Source organism: Hydrogenophaga sp. NH-16 (genome assembly GCF_004006415.1).
In the GTDB taxonomy this organism is placed as follows: domain Bacteria; phylum Pseudomonadota; class Gammaproteobacteria; order Burkholderiales; family Burkholderiaceae_C; genus Hydrogenophaga; species Hydrogenophaga pseudoflava.
Map to the genome: position 1 here is coordinate 3292064 of NZ_CP029344.1, position 18999 is coordinate 3311062.

Here is an 18999-nt window from a genome sequence, read left to right on the forward strand (position 1 = left end):
TCTCATCACCGGTCATGAATGCGTCCCGCCGTGTCGCGCTGGTCGCCGGCGAAACGTCGGGCGATCTGCTCGCAGGTCTGCTTCTGAAGGGGCTCAAGGGCCGCTGGCCCGATCTGTCGGCTGTCGGCATCGGCGGCGCGGCCATGGCAAAGCAGGGCTTCGAGGCTTGGTGGTCCAGCGACAAGCTGGCCGTGCGAGGCTATGTCGAGGTGTTGCGCCACTACCGGGAGATTGCGGGCATTCGCACACAGCTCCGGGAGCGCCTGCTGCAGGAGCGGCCCGACGCCTTCATCGGCGTGGATGCGCCTGATTTCAACCTCGATCTCGAGAGCAGCCTCCGCTCGGCGGGCGTGAAGACGGTGCATTTCATCTGCCCGTCGATCTGGGCCTGGCGTCCGGAGCGGGTGGAAAAGATCCGTCGCAGTGCCGACCACGTGTTGTGCATCTTCCCGTTCGAGCCCGAACTGCTCGCTCGCCACGGAATTGCTGCCACCTATGTGGGTCACCCGATTGCCAGCGTGATTCCGCTTGTCCCGGATCGTCTGGCCGCACGGCGTGCGTTGGGCATCGAAGGCGAGGGGCCGGTCGTGGCCATTCTTCCTGGCAGCCGGCGCTCGGAGGTGCAGTACCTGGCCCGCCGATTCTTCGATGCGGCGGTGCTGATGCGGTCGCGCCGTCCAGGGCTGCGCTTCGTGGTGCCTGCGGTCCCCGCATTGCGTGAAGTCATCGAGGCCCACGCCCAGGACGCAGGTCTTCAGGATGTGCTGATCGTCCAGGGGCGTTCACACGAGGTGCTGGCTGCGTGCGACGTGACGCTGATCGCGTCGGGCACGGCCACGCTGGAGGCGGCGCTGTTCAAGCGCCCCATGGTGATCGCCTACAACATGCACTGGCTGTCCTGGATCATCATGCGTCGCAAGCAGTTGCAGCCGTGGGTCGGACTGCCCAACATCCTGAGCAGCGATTTTGTGGTCCCCGAACTGTTGCAGGACGCTGCGACGCCGGCGGCGCTGGCCGAAGCCACGCTCGCCTGGCTCGATTCTCCCCAGCGGGTGGCGGCTCTGGAGGAGCGCTTCACCCAGCTGCACCATCTGCTGCAGCGTGACACGGCACGCCTGGCCACCGATGCGATCGAAAAAGTTCTTGCGGGCTGAGCAGGTCAGCCTCGCCTGGGACGTTCCCGGGCTGGTTGCGGGTGTGGACGAGGCCGGCCGCGGGCCCCTGGCTGGGCCGGTGGTGGCGGCGGCCGTGATCCTGGACGACCACAAGCCGATCAAGGGACTGGCCGACTCCAAGAAGCTGACCGCGTTGCGCCGCGAAAAACTGTTCGACGAAATCCGGGCCAAAGCCCTGTGCTGCAGCGTGGCGCTCGCGACCGTGGAGGAGATCGACCGGCTCAACATCCTGCAGGCCACCATGCTGGCCATGCAGCGCGCGGTCAAGGGCTTGCGCCTGAAACCGGCGAAGGTGCTGGTGGATGGCAACCGCTTGCCGGTGCTGGACGTGGTGGCCGAGGCCATCGTGTCCGGTGACGCGCTGGTGCAGGCCATCTCAGCCGCCTCCATCCTGGCCAAGGTCACGCGCGACCGCATGCTCGACGAACTTCACGCGCAGCACCCGCTCTACGGGTTTGATCGCCACAAGGGCTACGGTACGGCGCAGCACCTGGCGGCGCTGCGCGAATTCGGTCCGTTGCCGGAACACCGGCGCTCGTTTGCACCAGTGGCCCAGGCGATGCAGGAGCATGGCGCATGAACGAACCCATTCTGATCACCTCGCGGGACAACCCCTTGCTCAAGCGCCTGCGCCTGCTCTCCCAGGACAGCATGGCTTATCGAAAACAGGGACAGGTCTGGCTGGAGGGCGATCACCTGTGCCGGGCCATGCTGGCCCGGGGCCAGCGTCCGACCACGGCGGTGTTCACGGAGCGCGGCTGGTCGGATGCCGCCGACGCCATGCGGGTGGCCTGTGAGCACCGGGTGTTGGTTTCTGAGTCATTGATGGCGGGCGTGAGCGGACTGGAGTCACCTGCCGGCATGGGCTTCCTCTGGGATCTACCGACCCGCCCGGCACCGGACCCGGCGGCTTCGACGGTGGTGCTGGACCGCCTGCAGGACGCCGGCAACGTCGGCTCCATCCTGCGCAGCGCCGCTGCGATGGGGTTTGGCCAGGTGCTGGCGCTCAAGGGCACCGCCGGCCTGTGGTCGCCCAAAGTGCTGCGGGCAGGCATGGGAGCGCATTTCGCGCTCCGGCTGGTCGAGGGGCTGACACTGGATGATCTGAGGCCGCTCGCTGTGCCCATGCTGGTCACCAGTTCCCACAGAGGCGAGTTCCTGCACCGCTCCGAACTGCCCTGGCCTTGCGCCTGGGTCATGGGACATGAGGGGCAGGGCGTGCGTCCCGAACTGGAGGCCATGGCCAGCCGCTCGGTCCGCATCACCCAGCCCGGGGGCGAGGAGTCGCTGAACGTGGCCGCTGCAGCGGCGATCTGCCTGCACGCGAGCGCGGCGGCCAGGGCCCTGCCGCTATAATTCCGGGGTTTACCCGCAATCGACGCATCTCGCTGCGTCCGCCCCGGCTTCCTGCCCAGGTTCCCCGTCCCAAGCCCGCTGTCGCGATCCCCTGCGACGATGCGGGAGCGGGCGCGAATCTCCCCGGTTGTGCCCCATGGCGGGCGCGGGTGCGTCCGAAAAACCTCTGGAGAAAACCGTGCTTCCCGTCCATCCGAAAGCCCTTCTTGCGCTCGCCGACGGCACGGTCTTTACGGGGGTTTCCATCGGAGCCACCGGTCAGACGACCGGCGAGGTGGTGTTCAACACCTCGATCACCGGCTACCAGGAAATCCTCACCGATCCGAGCTATTGCCAGCAAATCGTCACCCTCACATACCCCCACATCGGCAACACCGGCGTGAACCGTGAGGACGTGGAAGCCGACCGCATCCACGCTGCTGGCCTGATCATCAAAGACCTGCCCCTTCTGGCGTCCAACTTCCGTTCCGAAGAGACGCTGTCCCAGTACCTGCAGCGCGAAGGCACCGTGGCCATCGCCGACCTCGACACCCGGGCGCTGACGCGTCTGCTGCGCACCAAGGGCGCGCAGAACGGCTGCATCCTGGCCCTGCCGGCCGGTGAGGTGATCACCGACGCACACCGTGCGCAGGCGGTTGCCGCGGCCCAGGCCGCGCCGAACATGGCAGGTCAGGATCTGGCCAAGGTGGTGTCCGCGACAGCGTCCTACGACTGGACCCAGTCCGAGTGGAAGCTGGGCAGCGGCTACGGCGAGCAGACGGCACCGAAGTTCCACGTGGTCGCCTACGACTTCGGCGTCAAGAAGAACATCCTGCGCATGCTGGCCGAGCGCGGCTGCAAGGTCACGGTGGTGCCGGCGCAGACGCCGGCCGCCGAGGTGCTCAAGCACCAGCCCGATGGCATCTTCCTGTCCAACGGTCCTGGCGACCCGGAGCCGTGCGACTACGCCATCGCCGCCGCCAAGGAACTGATCGAGACTGGCACGCCGACCTTCGGCATCTGCCTGGGCCACCAGATCATGGCGCTGGCGTCAGGCGCCAGGACTTTCAAGATGAAGTTCGGCCACCATGGTGCCAATCACCCGGTCAAGGACTTGGACAGCGGCCGCGTCTCCATCACCAGCCAGAACCACGGTTTTGCGGTGGATGAGAAGAGCCTGCCCGGCAATCTGCGCCCGACGCACGTGAGCCTGTTCGACGGCACGCTGCAGGGTCTGGCGCGCACCGACAAGCCGGCGTTCTGCTTCCAGGGCCACCCGGAAGCCTCGCCTGGCCCGCACGACATCGGCTACCTGTTCGACCGCTTCATCGACCTGATGCAGGCCAAGGCCTGAGCCAGCACCCCAAGGAACCACCCATGAAGCTCTTCAGTTTCCCGGTTTTTGCGATCGAGAAGGCCATCGCCAAGCGCATGCTGGGTCTGGAGTCGCCCCACAAGGAGTGGTTCGGCCAGCGCTGGGCGCAGAAGCCCTACCGCAAGGCTTTCATCGAGAACAAGGCGATGCCGCTGGTCACCCTGATCGCCAAGGGCAAGACCTGGGACGACGAGACCTTCAACACCGAAATGGCTGCGTGGGATGCCTTGTTCTATCCCGCCGAGGTCGAAGTGCTGCGCCCGATCATCGAAGGCGACGGCCTGCTGCAGCTGATGCAGAAGAACGTGCCTGCCGAACGCGTGCAGGCCTTGCTGAAAAAACTGGAAACCCAGCGCCAGGCCTGAGCCCGACCTGCCGCCTAGATACACAAGCGAACCCATGCCGAAAAGAACAGACATCCAGACCGTCCTCATCATCGGAGCTGGCCCGATCATCATCGGCCAGGCCTGCGAGTTCGATTACTCGGGCGTGCAGGCCTGCAAGGCCCTGCGCGAAGAGGGCTACCGGGTGGTGCTGATCAACAGCAACCCGGCCACCATCATGACCGACCCGGCCACGGCCGACGTCACCTACATCGAGCCCATCACCTGGCAGACGGTCGAGAAGATCATCGCCAAGGAACGGCCCCAGACCCCGGGCGGTTTTGCCATCCTGCCGACCATGGGCGGCCAGACCGCGCTGAACTGCGCGCTGGACCTGTGGCGCAACGGCGTGCTGGCGCGCTACGGCGTGGAACTGATCGGCGCCACACCGGAGGCCATCGACAAGGCCGAAGACCGCCTGAAGTTCAAGGACGCCATGACCAAGATCGGTCTGGGCTCCGCGCGCTCGGGCATCGCCCACAGCATGGAAGAGGCCTGGGCGGTTCAGAAGATGACCGGTTTCCCGACCGTGATCCGTCCCAGCTTCACGCTGGGTGGCACCGGCGGCGGCATCGCCTACAACCCGGAAGAGTTCGAGACCATCTGCAAGCGCGGCCTGGAAGCCTCGCCGACCAACGAGCTGCTGATCGAAGAATCGCTGCTCGGCTGGAAAGAGTACGAGATGGAAGTCGTGCGCGACAAGGCGGACAACTGCATCATCGTCTGCTCCATTGAGAACCTGGACCCGATGGGCGTGCACACCGGTGACTCCATCACCGTTGCGCCCGCCCAGACGCTGACCGACAAGGAATACCAGATCCTGCGCAACGCCTCGCTGGCGGTGCTGCGCGAAATTGGCGTCGACACCGGTGGCTCCAACGTGCAGTTCTCCATCAACCCGGCCGACGGTCGCATGGTGGTGATCGAGATGAACCCGCGCGTCTCGCGTTCGTCGGCCCTGGCCTCCAAGGCCACCGGCTTCCCGATCGCCAAGGTCGCGGCCAAGCTGGCCGTGGGCTACACGCTGGACGAGTTGCGCAACGAGATCACCGGTGGCGCCACGCCCGCGTCGTTCGAGCCCTCGATCGACTACGTGGTCACCAAGATTCCTCGTTTCGCCTTCGAGAAGTTCCCGACGGCCGACAGCCGCCTGACCACGCAGATGAAGTCGGTGGGCGAGGTGATGGCCATGGGCCGCACCTTCCAGGAGTCGTTCCAGAAGGCCCTGCGCGGTCTGGAAGTCGGCGTCGACGGCATGAATGAGAAAACCCAGGACCGCGAGACGCTGGAGCGCGAGCTGGGCGAACCCGGCCCAGAGCGCATCTGGTACGTGGGCGATGCCTTCGCCGCCGGCTGGTCGCTTGACGAGGTGCACCAGTTCACCAAGATCGACAAGTGGTTCCTGATCCAGATCGAGGAAATCATCAAGCTCGAGATGGCCATGGACCAGCTGGTGGCCGAGAAAGGCGAGGGCGCGCTGACCAGCCTGGACGCCGACACGCTGCGCGGCCTGAAGAAGAAGGGCTTCTCCGACCGCCGCCTCGCCAAGCTGCTGGCCACCACCGACACCGCCGTGCGCGAACGTCGCAAGGCGCTGAACGTGCGCCCGGTCTACAAGCGGGTGGACACCTGCGCGGCCGAGTTCGCCACCGACACCGCCTACCTGTACTCCACCTACGAAGGCCATGGCGACGGCGAGTGCGAAGCCGAGCCGACCGACAAGAAGAAGATCATGGTGCTGGGTGGAGGTCCGAACCGCATTGGCCAGGGCATCGAGTTCGACTACTGCTGCGTGCACGCCGCGCTGGCCATGCGCGAAGACGGGTACGAGACCATCATGGTCAACTGCAACCCGGAAACCGTGTCCACGGACTACGACACCAGCGACCGCCTGTACTTCGAGCCGCTGACGCTGGAAGACGTGCTGGAAATCGTCGACAAGGAAAAGCCGGTCGGCGTGATCGTGCAGTACGGCGGCCAGACGCCGCTGAAGCTCGCGCTCGGCCTGGAAGCCAACGGTGTGCCCATCATTGGCACCACGCCCGACATGATCGACGCGGCCGAAGACCGTGAGCGCTTCCAGAAGCTGCTGCACGACCTGGGCCTGCGCCAGCCGCCCAACGCCACAGCCCGCACCGAAGCCGATGCGCTGGAGAAGGCCGCAGCCCTGGGCTACCCGCTGGTGGTGCGCCCCAGCTATGTGCTGGGCGGTCGCGCGATGGAAATCGTGCACGAGCAGCGCGACCTGGAGCGCTACATGCGCGAAGCGGTGAAGGTGAGCAACGACTCGCCGGTGTTGCTGGACCGATTCCTGAACGATGCCATCGAATGCGACGTCGACGCCGTGCGCGACGCCTCGGGCCGCGTCTTCATCGGCGGCGTAATGGAACACATCGAACAGGCTGGCGTGCACTCCGGTGATTCCGCCTGCTCGCTGCCGCCGTACTACCTGTCCAAGGCCACCATCGACGAACTCAAGCGCCAGACCGCGGCGATGGCCGAAGGCCTGAACGTGGTGGGCCTGATGAACGTGCAGTTCGCGATCCAGGAGAAGGAAGAGAACGGCGTCAAGACCGACGTGATCTTCGTGCTCGAAGTGAACCCGCGCGCCTCGCGCACGGTGCCCTTCGTCTCCAAGGCCACCGGCATCCAGCTGGCCAAGGTGGCGGCGCGCTGCATGGCCGGCCAGACGCTGGACCAGCAGGGCATCGGCGCCGAGGTCACGCCGCCGTACTTCAGCGTCAAGGAAGCCGTGTTCCCGTTCGTGAAGTTCCCGGGCGTGGACACCATCCTTGGCCCGGAGATGAAGTCCACCGGTGAGGTCATGGGCGTTGGCAAGACCTTCGGCGAGGCCTTCGTCAAGAGCCAGTTGGGCGCCGGCACCAAGCTGCCGCGCTCGGGCAAGGTGTTCCTGACCGTGAAGAACGGCGACAAGCCGCGCGCCGTGGAAGTGGCGCGCCAGTTGGTCGCGCTCGGTTTCGAGCTGGTGGCCACGCGGGGCACGGCGGCGGCCATCGGCGCGGCCGGCATTCCGGTGCAGACGGTCAACAAGGTCACCGAAGGCCGCCCGCACATCGTGGACATGATCAAGAACGGCGAGATCGCCCTGGTGATCAACACGGTCGAGGAGCGCCGCAACGCAATCGCCGATTCGCGCGCCATCCGCACGTCGGCGCTGCTGGCCCGCGTGACCACCTTCACCACCATCTCCGGCGCGGAAGCCGCGGTGGAGGGCATGCGACACATGGACAGCCTGGGCGTGATTTCGGTGCAGGAGATGCACGCGCAACTGACGGCCTGATCCGCGTAAGTCCCCTTGCTCCCCGCGGGCATGGTCACTAGATTGTGGCCATGCCCGCTGTGCTTTCGGCCCCCGACACCCGCCTGCGCGAATGGACCACCGCGCAGGCCCGCCCGCGCGAGCGGCTGGACTACTGGGTGGGCGCGATCTGCGAGGCCTTCCTCGAAATGGACTGCAGCTCCACCGACGCGGACCGTTTCGACGGACAGCTCGTCCACCTGCCGCTGCAGCGGCTGGCGGTCAACCGGGTGCAGGCCTCCACCCAGGATGTGTACCGGACGCCCGCCGCCATCGCAAAAAGCAAGGACCAGCCGTTCTACCTCATCACCCAGATCGAACAGCCCTGGCTGGTGAAGCAGGGTGGGCGCGTGCTGCAGCTACGCCCTGGTGACACGGTGCTGGTGGACGCGGCACAGGCCTACGAACTGCACTTCCCGCACTCGGTCACCTGCCTGTCGGTGCAGATGCCGCGCGCCTGGGTCGGCCAGTGGCTGCAGACCGTGGACCTGTCCCATGCGCGGGTGGCGCACCGCGAGCAGGGCTGGGGCGCCATGCTGTCGGCGCTGAGCCTGCAACTGGGGCGCCAGCCCGAACTGGCGCTTCAGATGGCGCCCGACTGGCTGGAAGCCCAGTTTGGCGCCTTGCTCGCGGCGTCTATGGAGCCGGTGACGCACCGCCACGCAGCCGGCGCCGGTGACCTGCGCGAGCGCGCCGTGGCCCTCATGCGGGAGCGTCGCGGAGAGCCCGGCTGGCGCGCCGACGAGCTTGCGGTGCAACTGCAGGTGTCGGTGCGCAGCCTGCACCGCGCGTTCACGGCGGCGGGCGAGACGGTGATGGGGCGCTGGCGCGAGGAGCGCATCGCCCATGCCTGTGAACTGCTCGCGCAGCCCCGGCTCGCCGGACTGCACATGGCCGAGGTGGGGCGGCGCTGCGGTTACGCCGATGCCTCCCATTTCGGCCGCGATTTCCAGCGGGTGATGGGGGTGACGCCCCAGCGCTGGGTGCGGGATCGGCGCGGCCACTGACACCGTGGGGTTGGCGCAACCCGGCGGCCCGGCTGGCGCAACCCGGCCAGCGCGAGCCGGCATGGGTTTCTAGAGTGTCGGTGGTGTGGCCGCTGGCCACCATTCCCCGCCACCCATTCGAGGAGACCTTCATGGCCGATACCTATGTTCTTGTCCACGGCGCCTGGCACACCGGCGAGCTGATGGAGCCCGTGGCCCAGCACCTGCGCGCCAAGGGGCACACCGTGTTCTGTCCAACCCTGGCGGGCAACCGCCCCGGCGACGACCGCAGCACCACCGGCCTGGCCGAGGCCGCGGCGTCCCTGGTGGATTACCTGCACCAGCACGACCTGAAGGACGTGCGCCTGATGGGCCACAGCTACGGCGGCATGGTGATCAGCCATGCCGCCGACCAGGCGGCGCAGCGCATCCGCCGTCTGGTCTACTGGAACGCCTTCGTGCCGCTGGATGGCGAGTGCCTCAACGACCTGGTGCCGCCGCACTACGTGGCTTTGTTCGACGGCATCGCCGCCGCAAACAACGGTTCGGTGATGCTGCCGTACCCGATCTGGCGTGAGGCCTTCATCAACGACGCCGATGCGGCGCTGGCCGAGAAGGCCTACGGACTGCTCAACCCCCATCCCTACAAGACCTTCACCGACCCGGCGAAGCTGTCGACACCGCTGGCGGCCATGACCCTGGGCAAGAGCTACATCAATTGCCAGCAGGACACGGCGCTGCCCCACAGCCTGCCCTGGCACCCCCGGCTGTCCGAACGGCTGGGCCTGTTCCGGCTGGTGGAGTGCAGCGGCAGCCACGAGCTGTGTTTCACCGATCCGAAACGGCTGGCCGACGCCATCGAGCAGGCCGGCCGCGACTGAGCGCAACCGCGGTTTCCCCGGGCATGAGGGCCCGGGTTTCGTTGCATAATCCGGGCCATTGGCCGCCGACCGGAAACGATCGGCGGTTTGCTTTTTGCCGACCCCGGAGTTCGAAAAATGACCTATCCCATCACCAAGCGCGGCGCTGAAATGCTGAAGGCCGAGTTGCACAAGCTCAAGACCGTGGAGCGCCCGGGCGTCATCCAGGCCATTGCCGAAGCGCGCGCGCAGGGTGACCTGAGCGAAAACGCCGACTACGACGCGGCCAAGGAACGCCAGGGTTTCATCGAAGGCCGGATCGCCGAGATCGAAGGCAAGCTCTCGGCGGCGCAGGTCATTGACCCCTCGACACTGGACGCTGGCGGCCGTGTGGTGTTCGGCTCGACGGTCGAGCTGTCGGACGAGGACAGCGGCAACGAGATGACCTACCAGATCGTGGGTGAAGACGAGGCCGACCTCAAGCAGGGGCTGGTCAACATCAGCAGTCCGATCGCGCGGGCGCTGATCGGCAAGGAAGAGGGCGACACCGCCGAGGTGCAGACCCCCGGCGGCACGCGCCGCTTCGAGATCGTGGCGGTGCGCTACGTCTGAACCGGCCGGCATGCCGCTGCAGCGCCTGTCCATCCTTCTGGCCGCCCTCTGGTGGGGTGGCATCACGGGGCTGAGCTTTGTGGCGGTGCCCACGCTGTTCGCCAAGCTGGGCAGTCCGGCGGTGGCGGGGCCGGTGGCGGCACAGCTGTTTTCTTTCCAGTGCTGGATCGGGCTCGTGCTGGGAACGGCGTTGATGCTGGTGCTGCGGCGCCAGCGCGCATGGCTCACCGCAGACCCATCGCCGCAGGTGCTGCCGGATCTCCGGGCCTTGCTGGTCTCCATGGCGCTGGTGGCACTGGCCGTGCTGCTGGCCATGACGCAGGAGTTCGGTGTGGCCCGGAAGATCGTGACCGCGCGCGCGACCGGCGGTGACCTGCGCCTGTGGCACAGCCTGGGCTCGGTGCTGGTGCTGGGCCAGTGGCTGTGCGCAGGGGTCGTGTTGTGGCGCCTGGCCGCACCTAGGCGGTCGGTGTCCCCGGCATGAGTGCCCTGCGGCGCCTAGCCCAGCGGCTGACGGCGCTGCCTTCGCCGATGGTCGCCGGGCTGCTGGCCGTGGTCGCCGCACTGCTGGCCGCGCGGCTGCTGGGGCTCACCTGGCTGCTGGCGGTCAATGTGCCGTTCTCAGACCAATGGGCCCTGCTCACCCGGCTGTACAACGGCTTTCAGTGGAGCGATGCCGCCATCGCCTTCATCTGGCAGCACGGGCCCCACCGTCAGGGGCTGAACTTCTCCCTGGTGCTGCCGGCCTACCACTTCAGCGACTGGAACGTGCGCTGGGACAGCCTCTGGACCGCGTGTGTGCAACTGATGGCCGGCCTGCTGGCACTGCGCTTGCGCAGGCGTCTGCTGCCGGCGCCGTGGTCGCTCTGGGACGCCGTGCTGCTGCTGGCGTTCTGGGGCGTGTGCACCTTCGAGACCCTGGTCGTTGCGCCCAACGCGTCGCACAGCATCTTCCCGCTGCTGCTCCTGATGCTGCTGCTCAACGTGTGGCTGGCGGCGCCCGGCCTCCTGAACCACCTGGTGTTGATCGCTCTGGTGGTGTGCCTGGGCTTCACCGGGTTTGGTCTCACGGCCTTGCCCGCGCTGATGTTGGTTGCCTTGATTGACGTCTGGCGCGGCGCCGGAGCACAGCGGCAGCGGGCGATGGTCGTGCTGGCGGCTGGGGTGCTCACGCTGCTGGCGTTTCTGCACCGGTATCAGTTCGTGGTGTCGGCCGACGGCTTTCAGGTGCTGCGGCCGGACCCGACCGACTACCTGCGCTTCATGGCGGCCATGCTGAGCCATTTCCTGCTCATGCTGCAGCGCCCCTCGCCCTGGGTCCTCTATCCCGCAGGCGCCTTGCTGCTGGCGGCCTGGGTGGTCGCGTGGCTGTGGGGCGTGCGGCATCTCAGCCGCCCAGCCGCTGAGCGGGATGGCGAGCGGACCCTGTGGCAGGTGTGCGTGGTGCTGATCGGTTGCAGCCTCGTCTTCGCCTTGCTCACCGCCTACGGGCGCGCGCAGCTGGGTGTCGGCGCCGCGATGGCGTCCCGCTATACGGCCTTGCTGCTGCCAGGACTGCTGGCGGTCTACCTGTTGCTGTTTCAGCACCGCGACCGGCTGGGGCCGCTGTTGCTGGTGCTGTTGCTCTTGTTCGCCGCGCGCGTGCTGCCGGAGACGCGCGAGGCGTACCTGCTCGGTCGCTACTACGCGGGCATGAAGCTGTGCTGGCTGGAACAGTACCGCGCCGGCGGTGACGTTGCGGCGGCGGATGTCCGGTTGCAGGCGCTGGATGCACGGGCTCAGTTCCAGCCCGGCTGGCTGGGGCGGCAGGCGCAGTGGGACCTGATGGAGCAGCAGCGCCTGGGGCCGCTCGCCCCGGGGGCACCGGCGGAGCCGCTGTTGCGGCTTTACCCGCAGCCCTGCTCGCTGCTGCGCTGAAACCGGGTGGTGTTCAGGCGGCGCGCCGCTCCGCCGACTCCAGGGTGTTGACCATCAGCATGGTGATGGTCATGGGGCCGACGCCGCCGGGCACCGGGGTGATCCAGCCCGCCACTTCCTTCACTCCTGCAAAGTCCACGTCACCGCAGAGCTTGCCTTCGTCGTTGCGGTTCATGCCCACGTCCAGCACCACGGCACCGGGCTTGACCATGTCGGCGGTCAACACGTTGCGCTTGCCCACCGCGGCGACGATCACGTCGGCCTGCAGCGTCATGGCCTTGAGGTCCTTGGTCGCGCTGTGGCAGATGGTGACGGTGGCGTTCTGCTGCAGCAGCATCATCGCCATGGGCTTGCCCACGATGTTGCTGCGCCCGATGACGACCGCGTGTTTTCCCTTGAGCTCGTAGCCGATGCGTTCCAGCATCTTCATGCAGCCGTAGGGCGTGCAAGGCCAGAAGCCGGGCAGGCCGGTCATGAGCGCGCCGGCGCTGGCGATGTGGAAGCCATCCACGTCCTTCTCGGGCGAGATCGCCTCAATCACGCGCTGTGCGTTCATGTGGGCCGGCAGCGGCAGCTGCACCAGGATGCCGTGGATGCTGGCGTCGTTGTTCATCGCGTCCACGCGGGCCAGCAGCTCGGCCTCGGTCATGGTGGCCGGCCAGGTCTCCAGCACCGAGTGCATGCCGGTGTCCTCGCAGGCCTTGACCTTGTTGCGCACATAGACTTGGCTGGCGGGGTTGTCGCCGACCAGGATGACGGCCAGACCAGGCGTCACCCCTTTGGCCTTGAGTGCGGTCACGCGCGCTGCCACATCGGTGCGAAGCTGTTTGGAGAGGGCATTGCCGTCGATGAGTTGGGCGGTCATGGTCGTTGGGGGAAAGAGGGGAGAAATGGAAACGCCCGCCGGGAGGGGGCGGGCGTTGGCGCAGGGTGTGGAGGGTCAGACTTTGGCGGGTGTCTGGCCCAGGGCGATCTTGAGCAGATCGGCCACGGTGTTGGCACCCAGCTTTTCCATGATGTTGGCGCGATGCGCTTCCACGGTCTTGATGCTGATGCCCAGGTCGTCGGCGATCTGCTTGTTCAGGCGACCGGCGACGATGCGTTCGAGCACCTGGGCTTCGCGGCCGGTGAGCTTGGAGAGCAGGGCGTCGCGACTGGCGGCCTGCTGGTGGGTGGCAAAAGCCTCCTTCGCGGTTTCGAGCATGCGCTCGACGAGCAGCACCAGCTGGTCTTCCTTGAAGGGTTTCTGGATGAAGTCCAGCGCGCCCCGCTTCATGGATTCCACAGCCATCGGCACATCGCCATGGCCGGTGATGAAGACGATGGGCAGGGGAGACTGGCGTTCGATCAGCTTTTCCTGCAGCTCCATGCCGGTCATGCCACCCATGCGGATGTCGGCGATCAGGCAGGCGACCTCTCGCGCGTCGTAGCGGCTGAGGAAGGCTTCGGCAGATTCAAAACAGCGGACCCGGTAGTCCTTGCCTTCGAGCAGCCATTGAAGGGAGTCACGAACGGCCTCGTCGTCATCGACGACATAGACGGTGCCTTTTTTGGGAATCAAACTCATCTCGCTCTTTCGGTGTCCGTCAACGACGTCGCGGCGGATGGCCCCGGTTCCGGTTCCTGTGTCAGTCGGGACTGAACGGGAATCCAGAAACTGAAGCAGCAACCCACCACTTCATCTCCATTGTAGATGTTCTGCACCTGCATCCTGCCGTGGTGCGACTCGACGATGCTGCGGCACAGCTTGAGACCGATGCCCATGCCTTCGCTCTTGGTGCTGTAGAAAGCCTCGTAGATGCGCTCGATCATTTCGGCCGGTACTCCGTTGCCCGAATCGCGCACGGAGAACTCCACCACCTCCTGGTCATCGAGCCGGCGCGGACCGACACGCAGTTCGATGTAGCGCTCGCCGGGTGGTCGGCCCGCCTGCGCAATCGCCTCGCCCGCGTTCTTGAGCAGGTTGATCAGCACCTGTTCGATCAGGATCGGATCGACCATCAGACTTGGCAGACGCGCCGCGACGTATGGCGAGAGGCGGACCTGGTGGCGGCGCAGTTCGATGTCGGCCAGTTCGATCGCGTTGCTCACCATCTGTGCCACGTCCGAGGGCATGGGGTTGGGTTCGCTGCGTTTCACGAAGGCGCGGATGCGCTGGATGATCTGGCCGGCGCGCTGGGCCTGGCGCGCGGTTTTCTCCAGCGCGGCGAGCATGTCCTCTTCGCTGATGCGCTGCTCCTTGAGCCGCGAGATCATGCCGTTGCAGTAGTTGCTGATGGCCGTGAGCGGCTGGTTGAGTTCGTGCGCCACGCTCGACGCCATCTCGCCCATGGTGATCAGGCGGCTGGCGGTCTGCGCGCGTTCGGCCTGGCGCGCGGCCTGTTCTTCCGCGTTGCGGCGCGGCGTGATGTCGCTGGCGATCACCATCTGGGCCAGCCGGCCGTCGACCCAGGTCAGGTAGCGCGTGCGCACCTCCAGCCAGCGGTCGAGCTCCTCGACGAACACCTCGGCGTTCTCGGCGCCCGCGTCGGTCAGCGTGTCGGTCGGCATGCCGGCAAAGGCGTCCACCGCGTCCCCGTTGTCCGGGCTGGGGGTGGGCTGGTTGCCGGCCAGGTCGACCAGCTGGCGGTGGCCATGGCCGCGGGTGCCGAACCAGAGTCGGTACATCTTGTTGGCGAACAGCATCTCGTCGCTGCCCAGTGGCGCCACCGACACCGCGGAGTCCAGTGATTCCAGCACGGTGGTGAACCGTTCGTAGGATGCGGAGAGTTCTTCGCGGATGCGCTTGGGCTCGGTGATGTCGGTCATCGAGGTCATCCACCCGGTCTGGTGTCCTCTCGGGTCGATCAGGGGCGAGACGTACATGCGGGCGTCGAAGATGCTGCCGTCGCGGCGCTGCACACGCACCTCGAATCCGCCGGGGGTGGACCGGCCGTTGAGCTCGTCCTCCAGCCGCGCCGCCAGTTGCTCGTGGTCGTCCTCTGGCCAGTAGGGGAAGGGGGCGGTGCGGCCGACCAGCTCGCTTTCGGTCCAGCCCGTCATCGAGCAGAACGCGGGGTTGACATAGGTGATGCGACCCTGCATGTCCAGCGCCCTCATGCCGGTGAGCATGGAGTTTTCCATTGCACGGCGGAAGTTGGTCTCCGACATCAGGGCCTGCTGCGCCTGCACGCGGCGGCGCGTGTGGCGCCAGGTGCCCAGCAGCATCCACACCGTGAGCGCCGACAGCGCGCCGATGACCCAGAAGAAGCCGCTGCCCACGATGTCCTGCGAGGTGCGGTAGCCCTGGGCCTTGAGGATCAGGCCGTTGCCCACCGGCGAGACCGGCACCTCGTGCTCCAGTGGCTGCGGCGACCAGGGCAGCAGCCGCAGCACCGCGCTCGGTGACTGCAGGTTGCCCGCGAGCACACGGCCGCGATCATCGAGAAGGGCCACCGCGTAGCGCGCCATGATCTCCGGCGGCATGCCGAAGCGCATCAGTCCGTCGATGGAGTACTCACCCATGACCGTGCCCGAGAAGCGACCCTGCTCGGTGAGAGGTACCTGCAGCATCAGGGTGGATTGGCGGGCGTCCTCGCCGAGGGGCCTCGAATAGATCGGTTGGCGCAGGTCGCGCGCCAACTCGAAGGAGCCATCGCCTTCGGCTGCCGCCATCGTGCTGCCCTTGGGGCGCAAAAGTGACAGCGGAGCACTGGGCGAGGCGTGGCTGGCCTGGACGGTACGGCGCGCATCGACCCAGCTGATCGCCTGCAGTTCGGGGAACTGGCTGATGAGTGTTTCGGCCTGGAACTCGAATTCATCGGCGCTGATCTCCTTGTTGTCGACCTCACGCGCCAGACGCATGAGCTGTTCCTGGCGTTCCAGCAGTCGCAGCCGGATGCGCTGCTGCGCGTACTCGACGTCTCGCGTCACGGCTTCCTGCTCGCGCTCAAGTTCCTCGTAGCGCAGATAGGTGATGGCCACCGCGATGGCCGACAGAAACAGCAGGACGGACAGCAGTGGCGCCAGCGTGGCGAAGCGGTCCTGGCGCGAGGGAGGAAGGCGGCGCCACCAGCGGCGCCACCAGTCCAGCGGAGTGCCTCCGGGCGGGCTCGCTGGTGGTTGTTCAGGGGCGGGAATCATTCGTTCGAGTGTACGGGTGTGCCCGCGGAATCCACAGGCCAGAGTCGGCGGAGCGCGCAGCAGACGCCACAACATGTGCGCGGCAATATTTCATATAAAGAAATCATAGAGCACATATTGAAATTTAAAATGATCTGTGGAAAAATCCGTGACACTGCGGAATCACCGCCGTAAGCTTTATTTCAAACCCACAGGAGACAGCCATGTCAGCGTCCGACGCTCAGAACAACCGTGGTGCCGGGGACATCGATGCCCAGGAAACCCGCGAATGGATGGAGGCGCTGGCCGCCGTCATTGAAAAAGAGGGCCCTGAGCGCGCCCACTTCCTGCTGGAGCAACTGCTCGAGGAAGCCCGCCAGAACAGCATCGACATGCCGTTCTCGGCCAACACCGGCTATGTGAACACCATCGAGCCAACCGAAGAGGCACGCTGCCCCGGCAACATCGAGATCGAAGAACGCCTGCGTGCCTACATGCGCTGGAACGCCATGGCGATGGTGGTCAAGGCCAACCGCCACAACCCGGATGATGGCGGTGACCTGGGTGGTCACATCGGTTCGTTCGCTTCGCTGGCCCACATGTTCGGCGCCGGCTTCAACCACTTCTGGCACGCCGAGTCCGAGAACCACGGCGGTGACTGCCTGTACATCCAGGGGCACGTGTCGCCCGGCGTCTACGCCCGTGCCTACCTCGAAGGCCGCCTGACCGAAGAGCAGCTGCTGCATTTCCGCCAGGAAGTGGACGGCAAGGGTCTGTCGAGCTATCCGCACCCCAAGCTGATGCCCGAGTTCTGGCAGTTCCCGACCGTCTCGATGGGCCTGGGCCCGTTGATGGCGATTTACCAGGCGCGCTTCCTGAAGTACCTGCACGCCCGTGGCATCGCCAACACCGAGAACCGCAAGGTCTGGGTGTTCTGCGGCGACGGTGAAATGGACGAGGTCGAGTCGCTGGGCGCCATCAGCCTGGCCGCGCGCGAAAACCTCGACAACCTGATCTTCGTGGTGAACTGCAACCTGCAGCGCCTGGACGGTCCGGTGCGTGGCAACGGCAAGATCATCCAGGAACTCGAAGGCGAGTTCCGCGGTTCCGGCTGGAACGTGATCAAACTGCTGTGGGGCTCCAACTGGGACCCGCTGCTGGCGCGCGACAAGGACGGCGCCTTGCGCAAGATCATGATGGAGACGCTGGACGGCGACTACCAGGCCTTCAAGGCCAACGACGGTGCCTACGTGCGCAAGCATTTCTTCGGCCGCGATCCCAAGGCGCTGGAACTCGTCTCGCACATGAGCGACGACGACATCTGGAACCTGCGCCGCGGTGGCCACGACCCGCAGAAGGTCTATGCCGCCTACCACCAGGCCGTGAACCACAAGGGCCAGCCGACCGTGCTGCTGATCAAGACGGTGAAGGGCTTCGGCATGGGCAAGGCCGGTGAGGGCAAGAACACCGTCCACCAGACCAAGAAGCTGACGGACGAGGACATCAAGTACTTCCGCGACCGCTTCAACATCCCGATCCCGGACAGCGAGCTGCCCAAGATCCCGTTCTACAAGCCGGCCGACGACACGCCGGAGATGCAGTATCTGCACGAGCGCCGCAAGGCCCTGGGTGGTTACCTGCCCAAGCGCCGCACCAAGGCCGACGAGAGCTTCACCGTGCCCTCGCTGGAAACCTTCAAGGCCGTGCTGGAGCCGACCGCTGAAGGCCGCGAAATCTCCACCACGCAAGCCTATGTGCGCTTCCTGACCCAGCTGCTGCGCGACCAGGCCCTGGGCCCGCGCGTGGTGCCCATCCTGGTCGACGAGGCCCGCACCTTCGGCATGGAAGGCCTGTTCCGCCAGGTCGGCATCTACAACCCCGCAGGCCAGCAGTACACCCCGGTCGACAAGGACCAGGTCATGTACTACAAGGAAGACAAGGCCGGGCAGATCCTGCAGGAAGGCATCAACGAAGCCGGCGGCATGTCCAGCTGGATCGCAGCGGCCACGAGCTACAGCACGTCCAACCGCATCATGGTGCCGTTCTATGTGTACTACTCGATGTTCGGATTCCAGCGCATCGGCGACCTGGCCTGGGCGGCTGGCGACATGCAGGCCCGTGGCTTCCTGCTGGGCGGCACGTCCGGCCGGACCACGCTGAACGGCGAGGGCCTGCAGCACGAAGACGGCCACAGCCACATCCTGGCCGGCACGATCCCGAATTGCGTGTCCTATGACCCGACCTTCGCGCACGAAGTCGGCGTGATCCTGCACCACGGCTTGAAGCGCATGGTGGAGAAGCAGGACAACGTCTTCTATTACCTGACGCTGTTGAACGAGAACTACGCCATGCCCGGCCTGACCGCCGGCACGGAAGAGCAGATCATCAAGGGCATGTACCTGTGCAAGCCGGGCGCCGAAGGCGACAAGCGCGTGCAGCTGCTGGGCTCCGGCACCATCCTGCGTGAGTCCATCGCTGCCCAGGCACTGCTGGCCACCGACTGGGGCGTGCAGGCCGACGTGTGGAGCTGCCCGAGCTTCAACGAACTGACCCGCGACGGCCAGGACTGCGAGCGCTTCAACCTGCTGCACCCGACCGAGAAGCAACGCGTGCCGTTTGTGGCGCAGCAGCTCGAAAAGCACGCCGGTCCGGTGGTCGCCTCGACCGACTACATGAAGAACTACGCCGAGCAGATCCGCCCCTTCATCCCCAAGGGCCGCGAGTACAAGGTGCTGGGCACCGACGGTTTCGGCCGCAGCGACTTCCGCAGCAAGCTGCGCGAGCACTTCGAGATCAACCGCCACTACATCGTGGTCGCCGCCCTGCGCGCGCTGGCCGACGAGGGCAAGCTGCCGCTGGCCAAGGTGGCCGAGGCGATCAAGAAGTACGGCATTAAGACCGACAAGGTCAACCCGCTCTACGCGTAAACATCCGGA

General features: G+C 66.3%; 15 protein-coding genes. 12 read left to right on the forward strand and 3 right to left on the reverse strand.

Annotation, left to right across the window (positions count from 1 at the left end; all coding sequences use genetic code 11):
• Positions 1-14 precede the first annotated feature (14 nt).
• The 11 genes from lpxB (at position 15) to DD542_RS15935 (ending at position 11962) form a co-directional block, all read left to right on the forward strand.
• Positions 15-1154 (forward strand): lipid-A-disaccharide synthase, encoded by a 1140-nt coding sequence (gene lpxB, locus DD542_RS15885; RefSeq protein ID WP_206610682.1) that lies wholly within the window; start codon positions 15-17, stop codon positions 1152-1154.
• Complete coding sequence (gene rnhB / locus DD542_RS15890) at positions 1126-1755, forward strand: ribonuclease HII (RefSeq protein ID WP_066154309.1); 630 nt, start codon at positions 1126-1128, stop codon at positions 1753-1755. The genes lpxB and rnhB overlap by 29 nt, the downstream gene beginning before the upstream one ends.
• Positions 1752-2531 (forward strand): RNA methyltransferase, encoded by a 780-nt coding sequence (locus DD542_RS15895; RefSeq protein ID WP_127806296.1) that lies wholly within the window; start codon positions 1752-1754, stop codon positions 2529-2531. The genes rnhB and DD542_RS15895 overlap by 4 nt, the downstream gene beginning before the upstream one ends.
• Before the next feature lie 178 nt (positions 2532-2709).
• Positions 2710-3864 carry a glutamine-hydrolyzing carbamoyl-phosphate synthase small subunit gene (carA, locus tag DD542_RS15900; protein WP_241559575.1) on the forward strand — a complete coding sequence of 385 codons (1155 nt, stop codon included), beginning with the start codon at positions 2710-2712 and terminating at the stop codon, positions 3862-3864.
• Positions 3865-3887: 23 nt separating this feature from the next.
• On the forward strand, positions 3888-4250 hold the full coding sequence (locus DD542_RS15905) for a hypothetical protein (protein ID WP_127806298.1): 363 nt from the start codon (positions 3888-3890) through the stop codon (positions 4248-4250).
• 34 nt (positions 4251-4284) lie between these two features.
• Complete coding sequence (gene carB / locus DD542_RS15910; protein WP_127806299.1) at positions 4285-7569, forward strand: carbamoyl-phosphate synthase large subunit; 3285 nt, start codon at positions 4285-4287, stop codon at positions 7567-7569.
• A 50-nt stretch (positions 7570-7619) separates the two neighbouring features.
• Positions 7620-8594 (forward strand): helix-turn-helix domain-containing protein, encoded by a 975-nt coding sequence (locus tag DD542_RS15915; protein ID WP_241559576.1) that lies wholly within the window; start codon positions 7620-7622, stop codon positions 8592-8594.
• Positions 8595-8725: 131 nt separating this feature from the next.
• Positions 8726-9454, forward strand: coding sequence for an alpha/beta hydrolase (locus DD542_RS15920; RefSeq protein ID WP_127806301.1), 729 nt, complete (start codon positions 8726-8728; stop codon positions 9452-9454).
• Between the two features lie 117 nt (positions 9455-9571).
• A complete protein-coding gene (greA, locus tag DD542_RS15925) occupies positions 9572-10045 on the forward strand; it encodes a transcription elongation factor GreA (protein WP_127806302.1) in 474 nt (157 codons plus the stop codon).
• 10 nt (positions 10046-10055) lie between these two features.
• Positions 10056-10529 carry a DUF4149 domain-containing protein gene (locus tag DD542_RS15930; protein ID WP_127806303.1) on the forward strand — a complete coding sequence of 158 codons (474 nt, stop codon included), beginning with the start codon at positions 10056-10058 and terminating at the stop codon, positions 10527-10529.
• Positions 10526-11962, forward strand: a complete 1437-nt coding sequence (locus DD542_RS15935) for a hypothetical protein (protein WP_127806304.1) — start codon at positions 10526-10528, stop codon at positions 11960-11962. Before DD542_RS15930 ends, DD542_RS15935 begins: the two co-directional genes overlap by 4 nt.
• Positions 11963-11975: 13 nt before the next feature.
• On the opposite strand, the gene folD is transcribed toward DD542_RS15935, so the two are convergent.
• The 3 genes from folD to DD542_RS15950 form a co-directional block, all read right to left on the reverse strand.
• Positions 11976-12827 carry a bifunctional methylenetetrahydrofolate dehydrogenase/methenyltetrahydrofolate cyclohydrolase FolD gene (gene folD, locus DD542_RS15940; RefSeq protein WP_127806305.1) on the reverse strand — a complete coding sequence of 284 codons (852 nt, stop codon included), beginning with the start codon at positions 12825-12827 and terminating at the stop codon, positions 11976-11978.
• Between the two features lie 75 nt (positions 12828-12902).
• Complete coding sequence (locus DD542_RS15945) at positions 12903-13529, reverse strand: response regulator transcription factor (RefSeq protein WP_066154279.1); 627 nt, start codon at positions 13527-13529, stop codon at positions 12903-12905.
• On the reverse strand, positions 13526-16084 hold the full coding sequence (locus DD542_RS15950) for a PAS domain S-box protein (RefSeq protein ID WP_066154276.1): 2559 nt from the start codon (positions 16082-16084) through the stop codon (positions 13526-13528). Before DD542_RS15950 ends, DD542_RS15945 begins: the two co-directional genes overlap by 4 nt.
• Before the next feature lie 203 nt (positions 16085-16287).
• Between DD542_RS15950 and aceE the strand changes: the two genes are divergently transcribed.
• Entirely contained in the window at positions 16288-18990 is a 2703-nt protein-coding gene (gene aceE / locus DD542_RS15955; RefSeq protein ID WP_066154273.1) for a pyruvate dehydrogenase (acetyl-transferring), homodimeric type, read from the forward strand.
• Positions 18991-18999 lie beyond the last annotated feature (9 nt).